Source organism: Paenibacillus zeirhizosphaerae (genome assembly GCF_030705605.1).
Taxonomy (GTDB): domain Bacteria; phylum Bacillota; class Bacilli; order Paenibacillales; family Paenibacillaceae; genus Paenibacillus; species Paenibacillus zeirhizosphaerae.
The window spans coordinates 343,162-362,356 of the sequence record NZ_JAPCKK010000014.1; the positions used below are offsets into that span (position 1 = coordinate 343,162).

Below are 19,195 nucleotides of genomic sequence, written 5' to 3' on the forward strand. Positions count from 1 at the left end.
TGCTGTTTGATTTAATCTTCAATGGTTGAAAGATCTCCGGTAGGAAGCTGAAGCTCCCAAGCCTTCAGAACACGGCGCATAATTTTGCCGGAGCGTGTCTTCGGCAGCCGGTCCTTGAATTCAATCTCACGCGGAGCCGCATGAGCCGAGAGCCCTTCCCTGACAAAACCGTAGATTTCCTCTTTCAGCTCGTCGGAAGGCTGATATCCCTCACGCAAAGAGATGAAGGCTTTGATAATTTCGCCGCGCAGCGGATCAGGCTTGCCAATAACGCCCGCTTCTGCCACCGCAGGATGCTCAACCAGCTTGCTCTCCACCTCGAAGGGGCCGATTCTTTCGCCGGATGAATTAATGACATCATCAATCCGTCCCTGAAACCAGAAATAACCTTCCTCATCCATATAAGCGGAATCCCCGGATACATACCACCCGTTAAACCGGAAGTATTCATCATACTTCACTGGGTTATTCCAGATCTTTCGCATCATGGACGGCCAGCCCGTACGGATCGCCAGATGCCCCATCCGGTTAGGCGGCAGCTCGCGGCCTTCGTCGTCAAGGATAGCGGCCTCGATGCCAGGCAGCGGCTTGCCCATAGAGCCGGGTTTAATGGCCATCTGAGGATAGTTACAGATCAACTGCCCCCCGGTCTCCGTCATCCACCATGTATCATGAATGCGCTGTCCATAAGCCTTCCATCCCCAGCGCACGACTTCGGGATTGAGAGGCTCACCAACTGAGAGCACATGCCGCAGGCTGCTTAAATCGTACTTGTCTAGTATTTCCTCGTTCGCTCCCATCAGCATGCGAAATGCGGTAGGAGCGCTGTACCAGATGTTTACTTGATAACGCTCAATCGTCCGATACCAATTTTCCGGACTGAACCGCCCGCCCCGGATGACGTTAGTGACCCCGTTAAGCCAAGGGGCAAAGATACCGTAGGAGGTCCCGGTTACCCACCCCGGGTCCGCCGTGCACCAATAGACGTCATCCTCTTGCAGATCAAGCACGACCTTGCCTGTATAGTAATGCTGAATCATGGCGTTCTGTACATGATAGACCCCTTTAGGCTTCCCTGTTGAACCCGATGTATAATGAATGATCAGCCCGTCCTCACGATCCAGCCACTCAGGCTCAAATTCGTAGGAAGCCTGATTGACCTCGGCTTTGAAATCAATGAGGCTCCCGTCGTCCAATGATGAACAATCACCTACTACAAAAATATGCTTGAGTTCAGGCAGTTCATCCCTCCGAATCCTGCCAAGCAGCTCCGGAGTAGTCACAATAGCGACGGCGCCGCTATCCTCAAGCCGATCTTTGACAGCGGTTTCCATAAACGCTTCAAAAAGCGGCCCTGCAACAGCACCAACCTTCAAAATGCCCAGGAGGGCAATAATCAGCTCAGGAGAGCGCGGCATAAATATAAACACCCGGTCTCCTTTGGCAACATTGTACTTGCGCAGCACGTTGCCGAATCTGTTGGATTCCATGCAAAGCTGCATAAACGTATAGGCTTCCTCCCGCTGTCCATCACAGTAGAGCAGCGCCGTTTTATGACCCCGGCCTTCATAGACGTGCCGATCTATTGCTTCGTGGGCCATGTTCACCTTCCCGGTTCGGGACCATGTAAAATGACTCTCAACATCCTTCCATTGAAAACGCTTGCAGGCTTGTTCATATGAACCCATGTTTGATGCGTACACGACACTTTCCAGTTGCTCGCCATTCATGACCTTCAGCCTCCTCTGGGTACAAATGTGAGTATAAATTATGCCAGAAATATGAATTTTTTTTGTCATCGACAGTATATCACAGGCAGACTGTGCCGGTCATCCTTTCCAAGCCATTGTTTTTTTGTTATAAGTAGGTTGATACAGGGGAGCGCCAGAAAGAATGGTTGTGAAAGGAGCCTGCTATGGAGCATACGAAACAGTACAGGATTCATAACCTGGCTGCCCATCCTGCCAACTGCCTTATGGTGAGAATCGGGAGCCGAGTGCCGCTCAGCTCAATGGAGCAATTCGATCGGGTCCGGTTTCGCAATCGTTTTATGTATTGAGTAATGATGTTCACAGCAGAAAAAAAGCGGGGCTCCCCAGATTCGGGAAAGCGCCGCTTTATGTTCTGGGTGAAGCCCGAGCTTAATGAAGATGCTGAAGCATATATTCCACAATTTGATGGGAACGATGCGAAGCTTCCACCGTAAATTCACCAAAATTCACATGCGCGGAACCGTCCGCTTTATCGGACATGGAGCGGAGAATAACAAACGGTACTCCATTCATGTGGCAGGCTTGCGCCACCGCTGCCCCTTCCATCTCCGTGCAGGCCCCATCCATTTCCGTGTACAAGGCGGAGACCCTCTCCCTGCTAGCAACGAACTGATCGCCGGACAGCACCTTGCCTGTCAGATAATGATCGCCTCTTGCTTTGCAGGCCTGCTCTGCTAATTGAATCAACCGGCTGTCTGCAGCAAATTCGGACGTATCCTGGTAAGGAATGATCCCGCGTGCAAAACCGAGCGGCGTCACGTCCATATCATGCTGCATACACGTTGAAGAGATCACAATATCGCCAATGTTCAATTCAGGGTTCACCGCACCGGCTACACCGGTAAAAATAACGCTGGTTACCCCGAACCCGTCAATCAAGATTTGTGTCGTTACTGCGGCATTCACTTTACCTACCCCTGATTTGCATACCACGACAGAGTAACCGTGAAGCGTGCCCTCCGTATATGTAATCCCTGCCTTGACCGTTTTGCGTGTTGTCTGCATGCTTGACAATAGCAGCTCTATTTCCTCATCCATTGCACCAATAAGACCGATTACTTGACTCATGCGCTCATCCCTTCTTGATTGAAAAAAAAGCCCCTTACGGGGCTTTTCCAAAGTTGTTTACCCTGTTTAGTCCAAATGACTGACGGACAGTCGCAGAATCGTTTCATGCGGCAGAATGACGCGCGGATTCTCGACATTCTCCTTCTTCATCAACTTGGTCAACAGACGCATCGCGACAGCTCCCAGATCATACATCGGTTGGGCTACCGTCGTCAATTGCGGACGAACCATGGACGCCATGCGGATATTGTCCACACTGATGATGGAGAAATCATCCGGCACCTTAAGCCCCTCATCCTGAATACTGTGAATCGCACCAATGGCCATTTCATCCGTTGCAGCGAAGATCGCGGTCGGTTTTTTCTTAAGACCGAGAAAGTATTTCATGGCCTCTACCCCAGACTCATAGCGGTAGTTGCCGATGCGGACAAGGTCTTCCTGATATTCAATCCCCGCCGCTTCAAGAGCCCTCTTATACCCTTGGAAGCGGGCATAACCGTTAGCCGGATCCTGTAGCGTGCCACTGATCATAGCAATCTGACGGTGTCCGTGACGGACCAGGGTGCTGACAGCATCATAAGCCGCGCTCTCATGATCAATGTCGACCGACGGATACATCCCTTTTTCATCGCTCGTCGCACACAATACGATAGGCACTGCCGCCGTTTGGAAAGCCTGAATATGCTCATCCGTTACAGTACCACCCATGAAGAGAAGTCCGTCTACCTGCTTCTCAAGCAGCGTGTTAATGACACGGATCTCCTTCTCCTTGCGTTTGTCAGCGTTGCATAAAATAATATTGTAGTGATACATATTCGCGATATCTTCAATCCCGCGCGCAATTTCAGCAAATATTGAATTGGATATATCGGGGATCACGACGCCCACCGTCGTGGTTTTCTTGCTTGCAAGTCCACGTGCAACCGCATTCGGCCGATATCCCAGCCGCTCGATGGCCTCGTATACCTTCTTACGTGTTTGCGGTTTTACGTTCGGGTTATTGTTGACTACACGGGATACCGTCGCCATTGAGACGCCGGCTTCGCGAGCCACATCATAGATGGTTACCGTCACATTCCTTCTCTCCATTGCCGATAAATTTTCATTACATGACCCAACTGCCAATTAAAAACATGATACGACAAAAAAACACTTGATGCAATTACGGTTGGGTCATATCCCGCTTAGCGCCTGCAGCAAGTTGCCGCTGGTGATACTGAGATGCGAGGTATTCCATACGGCTCTTCCAGCCTTGACCAGAATAACCTGCGGTGATTCATGCTTAACGTTCAGCTTGCTTGCAACCTCATTCGAGACAGGACGGTCCTCCACTACAAAAATGATACCGTATTCAACATTAGACACAGGTGTCCCTTGTAGATAAGCTTCCATCTCCTGGTGTGCTCGTGCGCTAATTGGACAGCGCGTGCTATGCTTAAACAGCAACAGCGGCTTTACCGCTGAGGCTGTCAACGCGCTGTCCAACTGTTCAATCGTGCTTACCTTTTTCATGGTTGCCATTGGACATACATCCTTCCTCATCAAAGAGTCTTAAGTCTATGGTAACAAAAAGCTTATGTAAAATCCAATGATGTCCATGAAAATTTTCATTTTTTTTAAAATTATAGAATTCATAAAAATTTCAGCATTACTGAAACTAAGCTCGGTCTGTCTTCTTTGAAATACACCGATGGGCTTTTCTCTTATCGTTTTATGTCCGATAACAGCAAGTCGGGCGCTGCCATAGACAGTTGTTTCAGCCTGCTTTCCACATCATTCATCCACCGGCTATCCCCCGAATCACTGGCAAAGCGGTATAAATCAAGCAGCATATTAATGCGCTCCTGCCTTGCCTCCTCCAACGGTTGATCCCAATTCTCAAGCTCTCGCTTTTCCGAATTCTTAAGAACATGATGGATCACGTCTGCCCATTCATGGATATCTGTAAATGAAACTTTCCTTAATCCAGGCGCCTCGTTGAATTGTTTTATGAGCTTCTTAATATCATCTGCAACCTGCAGCGGAACCTCGCTCACAGCACAGGAAAAGCAGGTCAGTACAGGCACATGCCTGATTTCCATTTTGCGTTCATAGACCAAATTTCGCAGCTCCAGGTTCATGCTCTCACCGCATTCACAAAGCTTGCGCATCCTATAACACCCCATTAACATCATTTTCATGACATACATATCTGTATCTCTTCCCTATCTCAAATTCGACCTTTCTAACCGCAATTCCTTCTCTCGACAAAGAATTGAACAAATTACCAAAAAAGAACAAAAAACACATTTCACTCTACTAAACCGCCTTATTCAGATTTCTGACAGTTCTGTACATGGACTTGAACTGCATTTACAATGAAGTGGATCGGCATTTCAGAAATAAACTTCGAGAGGGAGTGTGTTGGAATGAGGCTTGCTGGTAAGAAAGTCATTGCTTTAGTTGATGAAGAATTCGAGGATCTCGAGCTATGGTACCCTGTGCATCGTGTCCGTGAAGAAGGAGCGGTAGTTCACCTCGCAGGTGCAGAAAAAGGCAAAAGCTATACGGGCAAGTACGGGGTTCCCGCGAAGGCGGATTATGGCTTTGACGAGTTGGATAGCGAAGACTACGACGGCATTCTCGTGCCCGGAGGATGGGCGCCAGACAAGCTGCGCAGGTATCCCAAGGTGATACAGCTCATACAGGAAATGCACAGGGACCGGAAAGCAATCGGCCAAATTTGTCACGCGGGCTGGGTGCTTGTTTCCGCCAAAATACTTGCCGGGGTTACTGTGACTTCCACTCCCGGCATCCGGGATGACATGGAAAATGCAGGCGCGATATGGAAAGATGAAGCGGTAGTCCGGGACGGACACATTGTGTCCGCCCGGCGTCCGCCGGATCTCCCACCGTACGGCCGCGCTTTCTGCGACCTGTTGGCAGGCGAGTGACCCAACATTAGCAAAGGATAATAGAAACTTGTAAGTCAGCTAGAGCAACATATCCCGGTGAATCACACCTTTGAAAGTAATCCTTGGACCCTCCGGGTCTAAGGATTCAGAGGCATGCCGCCCGCTGCTGCGGCAAGCTTCTGCTCGATCAGTGCAGCATTGGACAGCTTCATGCATTCCCGGGCCGTGCGTCTCGCATCCGCGGCTGTCGTATTCAACAGCCTATGCTTGACACGGAGCAAAGACTGAGGAGACATGCTTAGCTGCCGGATGCCCAGCTCCAGCCAGAGCGGAATAGAACGCTCGTCTCCTGCCATTTCCCCGCATACGCTGACACTGATGCCGGCCGCTTTGGCAGCCTCGGCTGTCAGACGCAGCATACGGAGCACCGCCGGATGATAAGGGTTGTACATATGAGCAATCTGTTCATTCATGCGGTCTACTGCCAGCACGTACTGCACCAGATCATTCGTGCCAATGCTGAAGAAATCCACCTCACGCGCCAGCTCTTCCGCAATCAGCGCCGCAGCGGGAATTTCGATCATAATGCCTTTTTCGGTATTTTTATTGTAGGCTATGCCACGTGTATCCAGATCCCTCATCGCCTCCGTCAGCACAGCCTTAGCCTGCAGCAGCTCCTCAACGGAAGAAATCATCGGAAACAGAATTTTGACCGGCCCGAAGGCACTTGCCCGCAGAATGGCTGTAAGCTGGATTTTGAACAGATCCTTGCGATCCAGACTAATGCGGATGCCGCGGTAGCCAAGGAAAGGGTTCTCCTCTTCCTGCAGTGGCAGATAATCCAATTGTTTATCGGCTCCGACATCAAGCGTACGAATCACAACCGGGTGCCCTCCAGCCTTCTCAGTGACAAGCCGATATACAGTAAACTGCTCCTCTTCGCTCGGGAAAGCAGGCCGGTCCATATACAGGAACTCAGTCCGGAACAACCCGACGCCTTGAGCGCCGGTTTTGATGGCTCCTTCCATATCCTTAACCGAGCTAATATTGGCAGACAGCCTGATCGTCTCACCATCCTTCGTAATGGCCTCTACGGAAGCCAACAACTGCAACTGCTCCTTTTTACGCAATTGTTCATCCCGCAGTAAGGTGTACCGGTCCAGAACAGAATGTTCCGGATTGACGAACACTCGCCCGTTGTCTCCGTCGACAATCATCATATCTCCAGTCTGAACAGGCAGGTTACTATTGCTTTCAAGACCGGACACAAGCGGAATGCCCAGCGCTCTGGCCATGATGGCCGAATGTGAGGTTTTCCCTCCGCTCAATGTTACAATGCCAAGGACATTGCCGGGATTCAGATGCGCGAGCTGGGAAGGTGACAGTTCTTTGGCGACCAGGATGTACGGCTGCGTATCCTTCGGAAGAGTGACCTCAGGCGCACCGAGCAGATGCTTCAACAGACGGTTGCCCACATCCTTGATATCCATAGCACGTTCCTTCATATATTCATCGTCCAGCAGATCGAACATGGCCACAAAATGATCAATAGCTTCCTTCACTGCCACCTCAGCCGCTTTATACTGCCGTTCAATAATGCCGTGAACTTCATTCATGAACGCCGGATCGTCCAGGATGGCCAAATGCGCGTCAAAAATACTGGATTCCTCCGGCCCGACCATTTCACGAAATTCATTTTTTATCGACTTGATTTCATCCTTGGACGTACGAATGCCTTCATACAAGCGTTCAAATTCCTTGGCCAAATCCACCGGGTCCATGTTTTGCTCGGTCAAGTCCCATTCCCAGCTTGGCAGGACGAAAGCCTTGCCGATCGCAACGCCCGCGGCGGCGCCAATGCCGTCTATCATGATTCTACCCCTCCAACGTTCCTATCGTACAGTACAACGGACATAACCGATGCCTGACCCTTTTTTACATGTTTAAATGGCGCATAACTCCAGGATTTCACACGGTCCGGGTTCGTAATCACCATCGGTGTTACGAGTGAAGCAGCCTGCTCACGGAGCGCCTGCAGATCAAATTTAATCAGCAGCTGCCCCGGCTCCACCGTATCGCCTGCTTCCACCAAGGCAGTAAAGTACCCCTTGAGCTGGGACGTATCAATCCCGATGTGCAGCAGCACCTCAATTCCCTCTGGTGTTGAGATCCCGATTGCATGCATGGTCGGATAAATATGCATGACTGTACCGTGGACGGGCGACACCAGCTCTCCCCTTTCGGGAATAAAAGCAACCCCATCCCCGACCAGCTTGGCGGCGAAAATCTGATCCGGCACCTCCAGAATCGGCAGCATTTTGCCCTGCACAGGAGCATTGAACATCACCTGGGTGAGATCCCGTTCCATCAGCTTAGCTATTTCCTCACGGATCAGCTCCGAATAGGTGCCGAATACGACCTGAACATTGCCGCCGCCCAGCTTGATCAATCCTGCGGAGCCGAGTGCCTTCATCGCCCCCGTATCGATCAAGCGGTCATTATGAACCGTAAGTCGAAGCCGAGTAATGCAGGATTGAAGCTGGACGATATTCTCTTTACCGCCAAGAGCCTCCAGAATCAACGGGGCTCTGTAAGGGATGCCTCCGGCCCAATCCTCCAGCACGGAGCCTTCCTCCCTACCGGGTGTCGGAATCCGGAATGTCCGGATCGCCCAGCGGAATAGAATATAATAAATGAGCCCATAGGCCACTCCTACGGGAATCAGCAGCCATGCATGATGGGACAGATGAAAGTTAAGCACATAATCGATAAAGCCAGCCGAATAGGAGAAGCCGTGCCTGATGTCCAGCGCATAGGTGATCCACATCGCAATGCCGGACAATACAGCATGAAGCAGGAACAGGTACGGAGCCGCAAACAGGAACGCAAACTCAATCTGCTCCGATACACCTGTCAAAAAGCAGACAAACGCCGCGGTAAGAAACGTTTTTCTGATTTTCGGCTTCAAATCCTCCCTCGCCTCATGAATGATGGCCAGCGCAATCGCCGGCAATGCAAACATCATGATCGGAAACAAACCGGACATGAAATACCCCGCGGTCGGATCTCCGGCAAAGAAGCGGGGCAGGTCTCCCTGCACCAGGTTCCCGTCAGCAGTCTGGTATGTACCAAGCTGAAACCAGAATATATTGTTAAGTAGATGGTGAAGTCCGAAAGCAACCAGAATCCTATACAAGACACCATACAAAAACAAGCCATAGCCGCCCATCATGCCTTCCATGGAAGCAAGCCGTTCCAGTGCCCCCTGCAGCACAGGAGCGATGCCCAGCATCAGAAATGCGAATACGGCTGAAAAGAGGCCGATGAACAGCAGTACAAACCGCGAGCCGCCAAAAAATTGCAGTACCTCCGGCAGCTTGATGCTCTTAAACCGGTTATGTGTGAACCCGGATATAACGCCTAAAATAATACCGATGAGTGTAGCCGGATGCACGGTCCCGCTTCCGAAATGTCTCGTTACCTGATCATATATCGCCATTCCGGCCAATGCGGCCAGTCCGGCCTGACCCGCCTGATTGGACATGCCCAAAGCGACGCCGACCGCAAAGATGTAAGGCAAAAAATAAAAAATGCCGTGACCGGCAGCTTCAGCTACTTCACCGACGGCTGGCAGCCCCCAGCCTGCCCAGGGAAGGCTCGCCAAACTCAGGAGAATAGCCGCGGCGGGCAATACCATCGTCGGGAGCATAACGGCACGCCCCAACTGCTGAAGCGATCCGAGCCAGTTCATGGCGATCCTCTCCTTTCTACCACTGATGGTAAAGTGTAGGGAAGTTTTTGTCAAAGCAAGAATGAATCGTCCCCGGCTTTATTGAAAAAGAAACAAAGGGAGCCCGCCGGCTCCCTTGCCTCTACTCTATTCCCGGTCCTGGACCCGCTCCTATCTTCTACGCCTGATGATCATTAGACCGGACTGGTCGGGTTGCGGCCTCCTCCACCTTAATGCAACGATCCATAATGACCGTCATCCCGTGTTCACGGGCGATTTCGGCAGCCTCCTCGCTTACGATGCCCAGTTGCAGCCATAATGTCCGGGCATTCACCGCAACCGCATCCCTGGCTACATCCGCACAATATTCGCTGCGCCGGAACACGTTTACTAAGTCGATCGGTTCGGGCACATCCTGGAGCGAGGCATAACAGGTTTCACCCAGGATCTCCTGTCCCGCAACCGTCGGATTGATCGGAATGATCCGGTAGCCTTTACTCTGTATAGCTCTTGCGACCATATAGGAGGTCCGGTCCGTTTTATCCGACAGTCCCACCACCGCTATATTGCCCACCTGCTCCAGAATTCGCTTAATTTCGTCTCTTGACGGATTTTCAAAAGCCATTGAAAAATCCCTCCTCATCTCGCATACTACAATATTATTTTACCCATTCCACATTAGCGCCAAGCGCAGACAAATGTTCGAAATATTGCGGATACGACTTCGCTACGTGGTGCGCGTCACGGATGACAAGCGGCTGCTGCGCCCGCAGGCCAACCACCGTCAAAGCCATGATAACACGGTGGTCAAAGTGCGCGTTAATCTCTACTCCGCCTTCCACACCCTCCGGTCGGCCATGGACGATAATCTCCGCTTGCCTTTCTTCTACCCTCGCCCCTGCTTTCGCCAGTTCAGCCAAATAATCCGTGATGCGATCACATTCCTTGTAACGCAGGTTTTCCACGTTGTAAAAGCGGGAGGTTCCCTCAGCAAAGACCGCAGCAGCCACCATAGCCAGCACAGCATCCGTTGCCGCATCCCCGTCAAACTCGACCGCCTTGAGCTTGCCGTTCCCTTGCACGTGCACAGTATCCTGCTCATGCGTCAAGGGTACGCCCATCATTTGCAGAACATCCACAATCGCGCGTTCCCCTTGCTTGCTGTTCACCATCAGTCGTTCAACCGTCACATCTGACTGTGTCACCGCCGCCGCCGCCAAAATCGCAGCGCTTCCCGGATAATCGCCTTGAACCGTATAATTCCGCGCCTGGTAAGCCTGACGGCCCGGCACCTTGAACGACATGTAATCGTCGCTCGCGTGGATCGTAATTCCAGCCTGCTCCAAGACTTCCAGCGTCTGACCGATGACCACTTTGGATTTCAGGTCATGCAGTACTTCGATCTCGCTATCCTCCTCCAGAAGAGGTGTCAGGAACAACAGAGCACTCAAATATTGCGAGCTGACCGAGCCGGACACCTTGATTTTCCCGCCTCTTGGCTGTCCGCCTCTAATCCGGATCGGAAGCCGCCCCTGCCGATGCTCCACTTCCACACCCAACTGTCCCAGCGCATCAATCAGATCGTCATGCGGCCGTTTCCCAAGCGACTCAGGATACGTATTAACAAAGGTTACGTCCGGGAGGAAGGCCGCGATACCCATCAGAAAACGCAGCACGGCTCCCGCATTGCCTACATTCAGCTCAGATGCTTGGCGCGGATGACGTCCAAAACCTGTAATGACGATTTTCTCATCATCCTCCTCCAGCACGGCTCCTAAATCCTTGATACAACGACGCATCGCATCACTGTCTTCACTATGGGCAGGATAATAAATCGTGCTTGTGCCTTCAGCCAACGCGGCAGCAAGTAGATAGCGGGTCGTGTAATTTTTGGAGGATAAGGCTCCGAATTGTCCCTTCAGGGAAGGTGTAGGTTTAACGATAACATCCATGTAAATAGGCTCCTTCGGTCTGATTTGGCGGAAGGCCGCAGTCGTGTCCGTTGACAGCACGGCTTCCGCTTGTCTACACTATATAGTGCGCTTATGATTACGCTATTGCACATCCATTTACGATAAAACCAAGGAAAAGAGGTCCCACGTTATGAATCCAATTCCTCAAATTGAGCCCACCGAACTCCGGCAACGCCTGCAGGCGGGGGAGCAGTTGCATCTGATTGACGTCCGGGAGGATGAAGAAGTAGCTGCCGGTATGATCCCGGGCGCCAAGCACATCCCGATGGGACAGATTCCAGCAAGGCTTGAAGAGATTAACCCGGATGAGAAAGTCATCTTCATCTGCCGCAGCGGCTATCGCAGTGAACGGGTCTGTGAATACCTGCAGCAGCACGGTTATGATAACTGTGTGAATATGACCGGTGGCATGCTGCAATGGTATGAAGAAGAATAACCAGATGCTTCACGCAGACGGCAAGGGACAGGCGCAGGCCTGTCCTTTTCGGGTTTCCTTCTAAGATAGCCTCACTTTTAAAAGCTTAGACGCGGTAATGCGTTAAAATCAATTCCGCCACTTCGCCCGCTCCCACGCCTGTCGTATCAATGGTGACGTGGGCAAAAGCGTAGGCATCCTTGCGTTCCTCTAATATCTTCAGTACCCGGCCTTCCACATCGCCTGCCAGCAGGGGTCTGTCCGCCGACGATCTGACCCGCTCCATAATGCTTTCCGCCTGGGCCGTCAAAGCCACAACATACCCGTTACCCAGCATCGCCCGGCAATTTCCCTCTCGCAGCACAGCACCACCACCAGTTGCAATCACCTGGCCGCTATCTTCCAGCACTTTGTGCAGTACGGCAGTCTCCGCGTCCCTGAAGTAAGCTTCGCCTTCATTCGCGAAGATATCGGGAATGGCTCGTCCCTCCTGACGCTCCAGTTCCGCGTCCAGATCTACCATGTGATATCCCAGCTTGTCCGCAAGAAGGGCCCCAACGGTAGACTTGCCCGTGCCCATCATGCCGATCAGGATGAGGTTCCGGTTCTGAACCGCATTTTCCACGTATGACACCCCTCTGATCTATCTGCAAATAACTTTCACATATCATAACACAGGGCCGAAACTTTAGACAATCCAGGTATACGAGCAAAATAAATACCCGCTGCAGCCTCTGCCTGTCAGGCTGCAGCGGGTATTGATCAGAACATGGAGCTTAGAACGATCAAGCTTAGAACCACTGATGGTGGAAGACGCCTTCCTTATCCACACGCTGAAACGTATGGGCACCGAAGTAGTCACGCTGCGCCTGCAGCAGGTTTGCCGGGAGACGCTCCGTCCGGTAGCTGTCATAATAAGCAAGCGCACTGGAGAAGCCTGGCACCGGAATACCTTGGGCGACAGCGGCGGAAATCACTTTGCGCCATGCATCCTGATACGTTTCCACAATATTTTTGAAGTATGGATCAAGCAGCAGGTTTTTCAGCCCCGCTTCACGGTCATACGCATCCTTGATGTTTTGCAGGAACTGGGAGCGGATAATGCAGCCGCCGCGGAAAATCATAGCGATATTTCCGTATTTCAAATCCCAGCCGTATTCATCGGAAGCCGCACGCATTTGGGCAAAGCCTTGCGCATAGGATACGATCTTGCTGGCGAACAGCGCTTTGCGCACGTTCTCGATAAATTCTTTTTTATCGCCATCGAAAGCCATTTCCTGAGGACCGGTGAGCACCTTGCTAGCAGCCACACGCTCTTCCTTCATGGCAGACAGGAAGCGGGAGAATACGGATTCCGTAATCATGGACAGCGGCACGCCCAAATCCAGCGCGCTTTGGCTTGTCCATTTGCCTGTTCCCTTTTGTCCGGCGGAATCCAAGATGACATCGACCATTGGCTTACCGGTTTCTTCATCATATTTCGAGAAGATGTCGGCCGTAATTTCGATCAGGTAGCTGTCAAGCTCGCCTTTATTCCATTCCGTGAAAATTTCGTGAAGCTCCTCAGCACTCACATTCAGCACGGATTCCAGCAGATGGTACGCCTCGCAGATCAACTGCATGTCACCATACTCAATGCCATTGTGGACCATTTTCACGTAATGTCCTGCACCGTCAGGACCGATATATGTACAGCATGGGTCCCCGTTTACTTTTGCCGAGATGGCCGTCAAAATCGGTTTTACCAGCTCATAAGCGCTTTCTTGTCCGCCTGGCATAATCGAAGGGCCGTTCAGGGCTCCTTCTTCTCCGCCGGATACACCCGTGCCGATGAAACGAAAGCCTTTCTCCTCCAGCATTTTGCTGCGGCGCTGTGTATCAGGGAAATACGCGTTGCCTCCGTCGATGATAATATCGCCTTCGTCCAGATGAGGAATAAGCTGATCAATGGTTGCATCCGTAGCTTTGCCAGCCTGAACCATGATCAGAATTTTGCGGGGCGATTCCAGGGAAGCGACGAATTCTTCAATAGAAAAGGTGCCTGTCAGGTTTTTTCCTTCCGCCTCTTTTAACAGATCCTGCGTTTTCTCGGGGGAGCGGTTATATACCGAGACACTGAAACCTTTGCTCTCAATGTTAAGGGCCAGGTTTTTGCCCATTACGGCCAGACCAATAACACCAATTTGCTGTTTTGCCATCTGGTTCCTCATCCTTTGCAACATATTTTTTGTGAAATCACGTACAAGTGTATTTTAACGTTTTTACGCAGAGAAGTGAACCCCGCTCCTGAGCAGAGCAAAACACCCCATTTGCATGAGGTGTACTAAGCCGCTCTTTATCCCTCCAGCATCAGCAGTTGTCTGGACAATTCCTTCAGCCTTTTACGGCAGATATTAGCCTTTTCCGTATTCCCGGCCTTCATCGCTGACCAAAGCCGTTCCAACTCGTCATCCATCTCCATTCTAACAAGTTGAAGCCGCATTTCTCCCTCTGTGGACGCAAGCATCTCCTCCAGCTTCTCGCCTGATAATTGCATCCCTTTCTGGAACAACACGCGCTGTCTGAACCCATCCACTTCCACAAGCCGGATGACCTCACCGAATAAAATATTTTTCACCAGAATGTGCTGATCCTTAATTCGCTTGACGACAGCATGACCGCGGGTTACCCCAATCAGATTCTCCAGCCATTCCGCCAGCCTCGCATCCTTGATCAAATAATCCCCTACAAGTTTATAGTGCCCGGTGCGCAACAACTGAAAACGCAGCTTTACCAGCTTACGTCCCGTACGAACCGATAGGATAAGACAATCCTCATCCTCACTCCAATATAAGGAGTAGCCTTCCTGGATGAGGTCTTTAATCAGATTGTGGATATGCCGGCGGCTAAACCGGAGCTCCAGATTGCAGTATTCCACTTCGCAGCTCTTATTCACGGCATTCCCTCCTTTGTGAGATCCGGATCAAGCCTGCGCGGCAGGAAACGGCTGCGCCGTATGATCTTTTGCTTACTCTTATTTTATACTTCATATTATGTAAGGGTACTTGGTTATTTGACTAAATTTAGCTTTCACCAGCCCGTTCATTTAAGGATACGGCCAAGCCCCGAACTGTATGCTATAATCAGGAGAACTCCGGTTGAAATAATCGGGGCTATGTAAGACAGGAGGAAAAGGAATGACATTCACTGGTTTCTGCGAACAAGATTTCGATGTATTTGAAGTGCCCGGCCTGGAAGCAAGAATGGAAGTGCTGATCCGCAACGTGCGGCCGAAGCTGGAAGCGATCGGGGAGCAATTAACCCCCTTTATGACAGAACTGTGCGGCGAAGAAATGTTTCCTCATATCGCCAAGCATGCACGCAGGACGGTTAATCCGCCAAAAGACACATGGGTCGCCTGGGCACCGAGCAAGCGGGGCTATAAAGCTTATCCGCATTTTGAGGTAGGCATGTTCTCGTCCCACCTATTCATTGTGTTCGCTATTATATATGAAAGTCCGAACAAGACGGTGTTCGCCCAACAATTGGACAAGCAGTTGCAGGAAATCCGCAGCCACCTGCCTGGCAGCTATTACTGGTCCACGGATCATATGGCGCCGCAAGGCATTTCCCATGCCGAAATGCAGGATGAACAGTTCCAGACCCTGATCCATAAGCTCGCCAATGTCAAAAAATCCGAGGTCGTATGCGGGCTGCGGCTGGAACGGAATGACCCGCGGCTAGGGGACGAAAAACAGTTGCTTGAGCTGGTCCAGTCCACTTTCAAGCAGTTGCTGCCCCTGTACAAAATGGCCAATCAGCCGGAATAATACGGGATCCGATTACATACCGAGCCAAACCATAACACAAACAAAGCATTCATCCCGGTTAGGGAGAATGCTTTTTCGCTTTGTCTTTAAGCAGTACTCTTGCTGCGATACGGACGGCGCTCAAGCAGCATATGACAGACGAACAGCAGCAGCATCACTACACCGCTCGTAACAAAAGGTGCCGTATGCCCGATGTGGTCCCACAACATGCCCGAGAGAATCGGTCCGACGACCAGCCCCGAGCCTTGCAGTGTGAGGAAAAATCCCCATACCGTGCCGCGTTCTCCCTCCGGAATCAAGCCTGCAAGAAAGGTATTCCACGCCGGAAGGATCAGCGCATAGCTAAGACCTACCACACCTACGGCCAGAAATATCATTGGAATCGTTGTAATCGCCGCAAAGGTAACCAGGGTAAGACCGGCCAGGGCAAAACCGACATGCAGAAAGTACCGGGGCCCAAATCGGTCCACCAGCTTGCCGAGCGGGATCAGAGCGAGTACAGTCACACCGCCCCCTGCAATCAACAGCACACTATACAGATTGGGCGAGATTCCCAAATCCGATCTGGCATAAAGGGTGAGCACTGGGCTCAGCAGCCCCAGGACAAAGGACTGCAGAAACAGCGCCGGATAAATAAGCGGGTTAACTCTTAGATTGGTTTTGATAAAATGCAGTGAACTCTTCATGTTACTCGTAATTTGCTGCATTCTGTCAGTAAACGTTAAAGAAGCACGCTTCCTTTCCGCCGCTTTCCCTTGTATGGTTGTTGCTTCCTTCACCAGTTTGCGGCCAGGCAGCAGCAGTGCCACCAGCAGCGTCAGAATAGCACAGCTGGTCAGGACCATAAACACGACCCCGTACTGATGCCCTGTGCTGGCTGTGACGAAATTCATGACGACCGGCCCAAGCCCCGTTCCTCCCAGCACAGCGATTTCAAGCGTACCCATCGCTGTTCCGTTGCTGTTGCTGGGCCCCGAGTTCTCGGTTATCCCTGTCATCGCGCACGGCCATAGCGGAGAAGTGCCGATTCCCAGCAGCAGACAGGCCAGCACAAGCCAGAAAGAGCTTGAAAAAAAGCTCATCATAAGCACGGCTGCAATGGTCACAACGAGAGCCGCCGCCATCGTCCCCCTGTAGCCCAGCCTCTCGGCCAGCCATCCCGCTGGCACGCGGAACAGGTTATCTCCCAGATATTGCAGCGAGAAGGCCAGGCCAATCACCCCTGCCGAAAGACCCAAGGTATCCCCCATATATACAGGCAGTATAGAAACAAGCAGTGAGCCCTTTAAAAATTCAACTAAAAAAACGAGCACCCATAGTGCTATAAAAAGAGGCGACAGCAGCCGCTCCGCTGCGCGTTTTCTGTTTTCCTCCATCTTCTTCACATCCTGATTCATTTGTTAAGAAAAACGTCTATCGAAAAATCCGCTTCAAGCATTAGCTTGCATTCCCGCTTCATTTTGCTATACTCAATTTTGTTTATAAACAGCGCTTCGCTCCAATTACGGTACAATGATAATAACAAGATGACGCGCCGCAAGCAGCAATCAGGTACGCGTTCATTAAGAAAGGTTGTGACAAATCTGATGGATCACCACCAGACACCGCTGTTTACCGCCTTGAAAAAGCACGCAGACAGCAATCCTGTTCAATTTCACATCCCCGGTCATAAAAAAGGAATGGGAACCGACCGGGAATTCCGCGATTTTATCGGGGATAACGCCCTTTCCATAGATTTGATCAATATCGCTCCGCTGGATGATCTGCATCAGCCTACCGGTGTCATTGAACAATCACAAATCTTGGCTGCCGATGCGTTCGGAGCCGATTACACGTATTTCAGCGTGCAAGGCACCAGCGGTGCGATCATGACCATGATCCTGTCCATCTGCTCACCGGGCGATAAAATTATTGTTCCGCGTAATGTTCATAAATCGGTTATGTCCGCTATTATTTTTTCGGGCGCAAAGCCTGTATTCGTCTCTCCTGCCCGGGATGAAAATCTCGGCATTGATCACGGCATCACAACCAGCTCGGTCCGCCGCGCGTTGGAGCGCCACCCGGATGCGAAAGGCGTACTGGTCATTAACCCGACTTATTTCGGTGTGTGCGCCAACTTGAAGGAAATTGTGGATCTTGCGCACAGCTTCGATGTACCGGTGCTGGTGGATGAGGCCCATGGCGTGCTGATTCATTTTCATCCCGATCTGCCGATGTCCGCCATGCAGGCCGGAGCCGATATGGCAGCGACAAGCGTGCATAAGCTGGGCGGCTCCATGACGCAGAGCTCCGTGCTGAATCTGAATACGAAAAACGGTTACGTCAATCCGCAGCGTGTGCAGACCATCATCAGTATGCTGACTACAACTTCTACATCTTACATTTTACTTGCCTCACTCGATACGTCCCGGCGCAACCTGGCCCTGAACGGACGTGAAATGGCGCAGCATGCCATCGATCTGGCACAGTTTGCACGCACCGAAATCAATAAAATTCCGGGCTTGTACTCCTTCGGCGACGATATCCTTGGCGGAGAAGCCACCTTTGATTATGATCCGACCAAGGTGTCCATCCACGTCCGTCATCTCGGAATCACCGGATACGAGACGGAAAACTGGCTACGGGAGCATTACAATATCGAAGTCGAGCTAAGCGATATGTATAACATTCTCTGCCTGATTACTTCAGGTGATACGCAGGAATCCGTGCAAACGCTGCTGGAAGCGCTCCAAGAGCTGTCATCCCAATATTACAAGGATGGACAAGCCCACGAGCTGCTAGTGAAAATACCGGAAATTCCACAGTTGTCCCTGATTCCACGCGATGCATTTTACGCAGATACCGAGGTCATTCCTTTTAAAGAGTCGGCAGGTCGCATTATTGCCGAATTTATTTATGTGTATCCGCCAGGCATTCCCATCCTGCTGCCGGGGGAGGTCATTTCACAGGAAAATATCGACTATATTGTCGAGCACGTCGATGTTGGCCTTCCCGTCAAAGGTCCGGAAGACCGCTACATTAATCGGGTGAAAGTAATTGTCGAAGCCGATCCGATCTTTTGAGCTTATACCTGTAAAGAGCCAAGCCTGCAGGCTTGGCTCTTTGTCATACCCTACTATGGTGCCACGGAATGGCGGTTTATGAAAAGAGGCCCCTTCACGGGGCCTCTGCAGCCTGTACGGCTGGTGCTGAATTAGTTGTCATACTCCTGAACAAGCTCATTAAACACTTCTTCAACACGTTTCCATTCTTCTTCGTCTTCAATATTATAAAACACCATCTCTTCGTTCTCTTCCTCCACACGAAGAATGATGCCATCTGCTTCAGGGTTACCGCGTTCAAGCAAGAGGGCGTACAGCTGGTCGTCGACGTCAAACGTCTCTACCAGTACAACCTCTACATCGTTACCGTTCTCATCCGTAACGGTAAGAATCAATTCTTCATGCTCATGGTCATGATCATGGTCGTGATGATGGCCATCATGCTCATGCTTGTGATCAGTCATTCATATACCTACCTTCAATTGGTTTGTTC

At 51.1% G+C, this 19,195-nt stretch carries 18 protein-coding genes and 1 pseudogene; 5 read left to right on the forward strand and 14 right to left on the reverse strand.

The genetic code is table 11. The features are described from left to right. Positions 1–11: 11 nt before the first annotated feature. On the reverse strand, positions 12–1,730 hold the full coding sequence (acsA, locus tag OIN60_RS08695) for an acetate--CoA ligase (protein WP_305754468.1): 1,719 nt from the start codon (positions 1,728–1,730) through the stop codon (positions 12–14). A 218-nt stretch (positions 1,731–1,948) separates the two neighbouring features. Between acsA and OIN60_RS08700 the strand changes: the two are divergent. Then, a pseudogene (locus tag OIN60_RS08700) lies at positions 1,949–2,059 on the forward strand (N-acetyltransferase); the annotation flags it as partial. A gap of 82 nt (positions 2,060–2,141) precedes the next feature. Here OIN60_RS08700 and OIN60_RS08705 read toward each other — a convergent pair. The 4 genes from OIN60_RS08705 to OIN60_RS08720 all read right to left on the reverse strand — a co-directional run bounded on the left by OIN60_RS08705 (position 2,142) and on the right by OIN60_RS08720 (position 4,990). Beyond that, on the reverse strand, positions 2,142–2,840 hold the full coding sequence (locus tag OIN60_RS08705; protein WP_305754469.1) for a 5'-methylthioadenosine/adenosylhomocysteine nucleosidase: 699 nt from the start codon (positions 2,838–2,840) through the stop codon (positions 2,142–2,144). Positions 2,841–2,906: 66 nt separating this feature from the next. Then, the gene (gene ccpA, locus OIN60_RS08710; RefSeq protein WP_305754470.1) at positions 2,907–3,914 is read right to left on the reverse strand and encodes a catabolite control protein A; all 1,008 of its coding nucleotides are present in this window, start codon (positions 3,912–3,914) and stop codon (positions 2,907–2,909) included. A gap of 99 nt (positions 3,915–4,013) precedes the next feature. Continuing rightward, the gene (gene ytxJ, locus OIN60_RS08715; RefSeq protein ID WP_305754471.1) at positions 4,014–4,361 is read right to left on the reverse strand and encodes a bacillithiol system redox-active protein YtxJ; all 348 of its coding nucleotides are present in this window, start codon (positions 4,359–4,361) and stop codon (positions 4,014–4,016) included. A gap of 182 nt (positions 4,362–4,543) precedes the next feature. After that, entirely contained in the window at positions 4,544–4,990 is a 447-nt protein-coding gene (locus OIN60_RS08720; protein ID WP_305754472.1) for a hypothetical protein, read from the reverse strand. A 258-nt stretch (positions 4,991–5,248) separates the two neighbouring features. Here OIN60_RS08720 and OIN60_RS08725 point away from each other — a divergent pair, with 258 nt between their 5' ends. Beyond that, positions 5,249–5,773 (forward strand): type 1 glutamine amidotransferase domain-containing protein, encoded by a 525-nt coding sequence (locus OIN60_RS08725; RefSeq protein WP_305754473.1) that lies wholly within the window; start codon positions 5,249–5,251, stop codon positions 5,771–5,773. A gap of 98 nt (positions 5,774–5,871) precedes the next feature. On the opposite strand, the gene ptsP is transcribed toward OIN60_RS08725, so the two are convergent. The 4 genes from ptsP to aroA form a co-directional block, all read right to left on the reverse strand. After that, complete coding sequence (gene ptsP / locus OIN60_RS08730) at positions 5,872–7,605, reverse strand: phosphoenolpyruvate--protein phosphotransferase (protein ID WP_305754474.1); 1,734 nt, start codon at positions 7,603–7,605, stop codon at positions 5,872–5,874. Then, complete coding sequence (locus OIN60_RS08735; protein ID WP_305754475.1) at positions 7,602–9,485, reverse strand: glucose PTS transporter subunit IIA; 1,884 nt, start codon at positions 9,483–9,485, stop codon at positions 7,602–7,604. The genes ptsP and OIN60_RS08735 overlap by 4 nt, the downstream gene beginning before the upstream one ends. A gap of 157 nt (positions 9,486–9,642) precedes the next feature. Then, positions 9,643–10,089: a CoA-binding protein gene (locus OIN60_RS08740; protein ID WP_305754476.1), complete on the reverse strand. Its 447-nt coding sequence runs from the start codon at positions 10,087–10,089 to the stop codon at positions 9,643–9,645. 34 nt (positions 10,090–10,123) lie between these two features. Then, the gene (gene aroA, locus OIN60_RS08745; RefSeq protein WP_305754477.1) at positions 10,124–11,416 is read right to left on the reverse strand and encodes a 3-phosphoshikimate 1-carboxyvinyltransferase; all 1,293 of its coding nucleotides are present in this window, start codon (positions 11,414–11,416) and stop codon (positions 10,124–10,126) included. A gap of 151 nt (positions 11,417–11,567) precedes the next feature. On the opposite strand from aroA, the gene OIN60_RS08750 reads away from it, so the two are divergent. Continuing rightward, a complete protein-coding gene (locus tag OIN60_RS08750) occupies positions 11,568–11,873 on the forward strand; it encodes a rhodanese-like domain-containing protein (protein WP_305754478.1) in 306 nt (101 codons plus the stop codon). A gap of 85 nt (positions 11,874–11,958) precedes the next feature. Here OIN60_RS08750 and OIN60_RS08755 read toward each other — a convergent pair whose 3' ends face one another. From OIN60_RS08755 to OIN60_RS08765, 3 genes are all read right to left on the reverse strand, one after another. Next, positions 11,959–12,435: a shikimate kinase gene (locus OIN60_RS08755; RefSeq protein ID WP_305754644.1), complete on the reverse strand. Its 477-nt coding sequence runs from the start codon at positions 12,433–12,435 to the stop codon at positions 11,959–11,961. Between the two features lie 208 nt (positions 12,436–12,643). Further along, the gene (gene gnd, locus OIN60_RS08760; protein WP_305754479.1) at positions 12,644–14,050 is read right to left on the reverse strand and encodes an NADP-dependent phosphogluconate dehydrogenase; all 1,407 of its coding nucleotides are present in this window, start codon (positions 14,048–14,050) and stop codon (positions 12,644–12,646) included. A 137-nt stretch (positions 14,051–14,187) separates the two neighbouring features. Further along, complete coding sequence (locus OIN60_RS08765; RefSeq protein ID WP_305754480.1) at positions 14,188–14,787, reverse strand: YkzI domain-containing protein; 600 nt, start codon at positions 14,785–14,787, stop codon at positions 14,188–14,190. A gap of 241 nt (positions 14,788–15,028) precedes the next feature. Here OIN60_RS08765 and OIN60_RS08770 point away from each other — a divergent pair, with 241 nt between their 5' ends. Beyond that, a complete protein-coding gene (locus OIN60_RS08770; RefSeq protein ID WP_305754481.1) occupies positions 15,029–15,661 on the forward strand; it encodes a YktB family protein in 633 nt (210 codons plus the stop codon). Positions 15,662–15,747: 86 nt separating this feature from the next. On the opposite strand, the gene OIN60_RS08775 is transcribed toward OIN60_RS08770, so the two are convergent. Next, entirely contained in the window at positions 15,748–17,037 is a 1,290-nt protein-coding gene (locus tag OIN60_RS08775) for an MFS transporter (protein WP_305754482.1), read from the reverse strand. A gap of 210 nt (positions 17,038–17,247) precedes the next feature. Between OIN60_RS08775 and OIN60_RS08780 the strand changes: the two genes are divergently transcribed. Further along, entirely contained in the window at positions 17,248–18,723 is a 1,476-nt protein-coding gene (locus OIN60_RS08780) for an aminotransferase class I/II-fold pyridoxal phosphate-dependent enzyme (RefSeq protein WP_305754645.1), read from the forward strand. A 131-nt stretch (positions 18,724–18,854) separates the two neighbouring features. Here OIN60_RS08780 and OIN60_RS08785 read toward each other — a convergent pair whose 3' ends face one another. Continuing rightward, positions 18,855–19,166 (reverse strand): DUF1292 domain-containing protein, encoded by a 312-nt coding sequence (locus tag OIN60_RS08785; protein ID WP_305754483.1) that lies wholly within the window; start codon positions 19,164–19,166, stop codon positions 18,855–18,857. Positions 19,167–19,195 lie beyond the last annotated feature (29 nt).

Coding starts and splice junctions, on each gene's coding strand:
- OIN60_RS08785 (WP_305754483.1), bottom strand. CDS start 19,166: ATGACTGATCACAAGCATGAGCATGATGGCCATCATCACGACCATGAT.
- OIN60_RS08740 (WP_305754476.1), bottom strand. CDS start 10,089: ATGGCTTTTGAAAATCCGTCAAGAGACGAAATTAAGCGAATTCTGGAG.
- aroA (WP_305754477.1), bottom strand. CDS start 11,416: ATGGATGTTATCGTTAAACCTACACCTTCCCTGAAGGGACAATTCGGA.
- OIN60_RS08725 (WP_305754473.1), top strand. CDS start 5,249: ATGAGGCTTGCTGGTAAGAAAGTCATTGCTTTAGTTGATGAAGAATTC.
- OIN60_RS08755 (WP_305754644.1), bottom strand. CDS start 12,435: ATGATGGGCACGGGCAAGTCTACCGTTGGGGCCCTTCTTGCGGACAAG.
- OIN60_RS08775 (WP_305754482.1), bottom strand. CDS start 17,037: ATGGAGGAAAACAGAAAACGCGCAGCGGAGCGGCTGCTGTCGCCTCTT.
- OIN60_RS08750 (WP_305754478.1), top strand. CDS start 11,568: ATGAATCCAATTCCTCAAATTGAGCCCACCGAACTCCGGCAACGCCTG.
- ptsP (WP_305754474.1), bottom strand. CDS start 7,605: ATGATAGACGGCATTGGCGCCGCCGCGGGCGTTGCGATCGGCAAGGCT.
- OIN60_RS08780 (WP_305754645.1), top strand. CDS start 17,248: ATGGATCACCACCAGACACCGCTGTTTACCGCCTTGAAAAAGCACGCA.
- OIN60_RS08720 (WP_305754472.1), bottom strand. CDS start 4,990: ATGCGCAAGCTTTGTGAATGCGGTGAGAGCATGAACCTGGAGCTGCGA.
- ytxJ (WP_305754471.1), bottom strand. CDS start 4,361: ATGGCAACCATGAAAAAGGTAAGCACGATTGAACAGTTGGACAGCGCG.
- gnd (WP_305754479.1), bottom strand. CDS start 14,050: ATGGCAAAACAGCAAATTGGTGTTATTGGTCTGGCCGTAATGGGCAAA.
- acsA (WP_305754468.1), bottom strand. CDS start 1,730: ATGAATGGCGAGCAACTGGAAAGTGTCGTGTACGCATCAAACATGGGT.
- OIN60_RS08705 (WP_305754469.1), bottom strand. CDS start 2,840: ATGAGTCAAGTAATCGGTCTTATTGGTGCAATGGATGAGGAAATAGAG.
- OIN60_RS08770 (WP_305754481.1), top strand. CDS start 15,029: ATGACATTCACTGGTTTCTGCGAACAAGATTTCGATGTATTTGAAGTG.
- OIN60_RS08735 (WP_305754475.1), bottom strand. CDS start 9,485: ATGAACTGGCTCGGATCGCTTCAGCAGTTGGGGCGTGCCGTTATGCTC.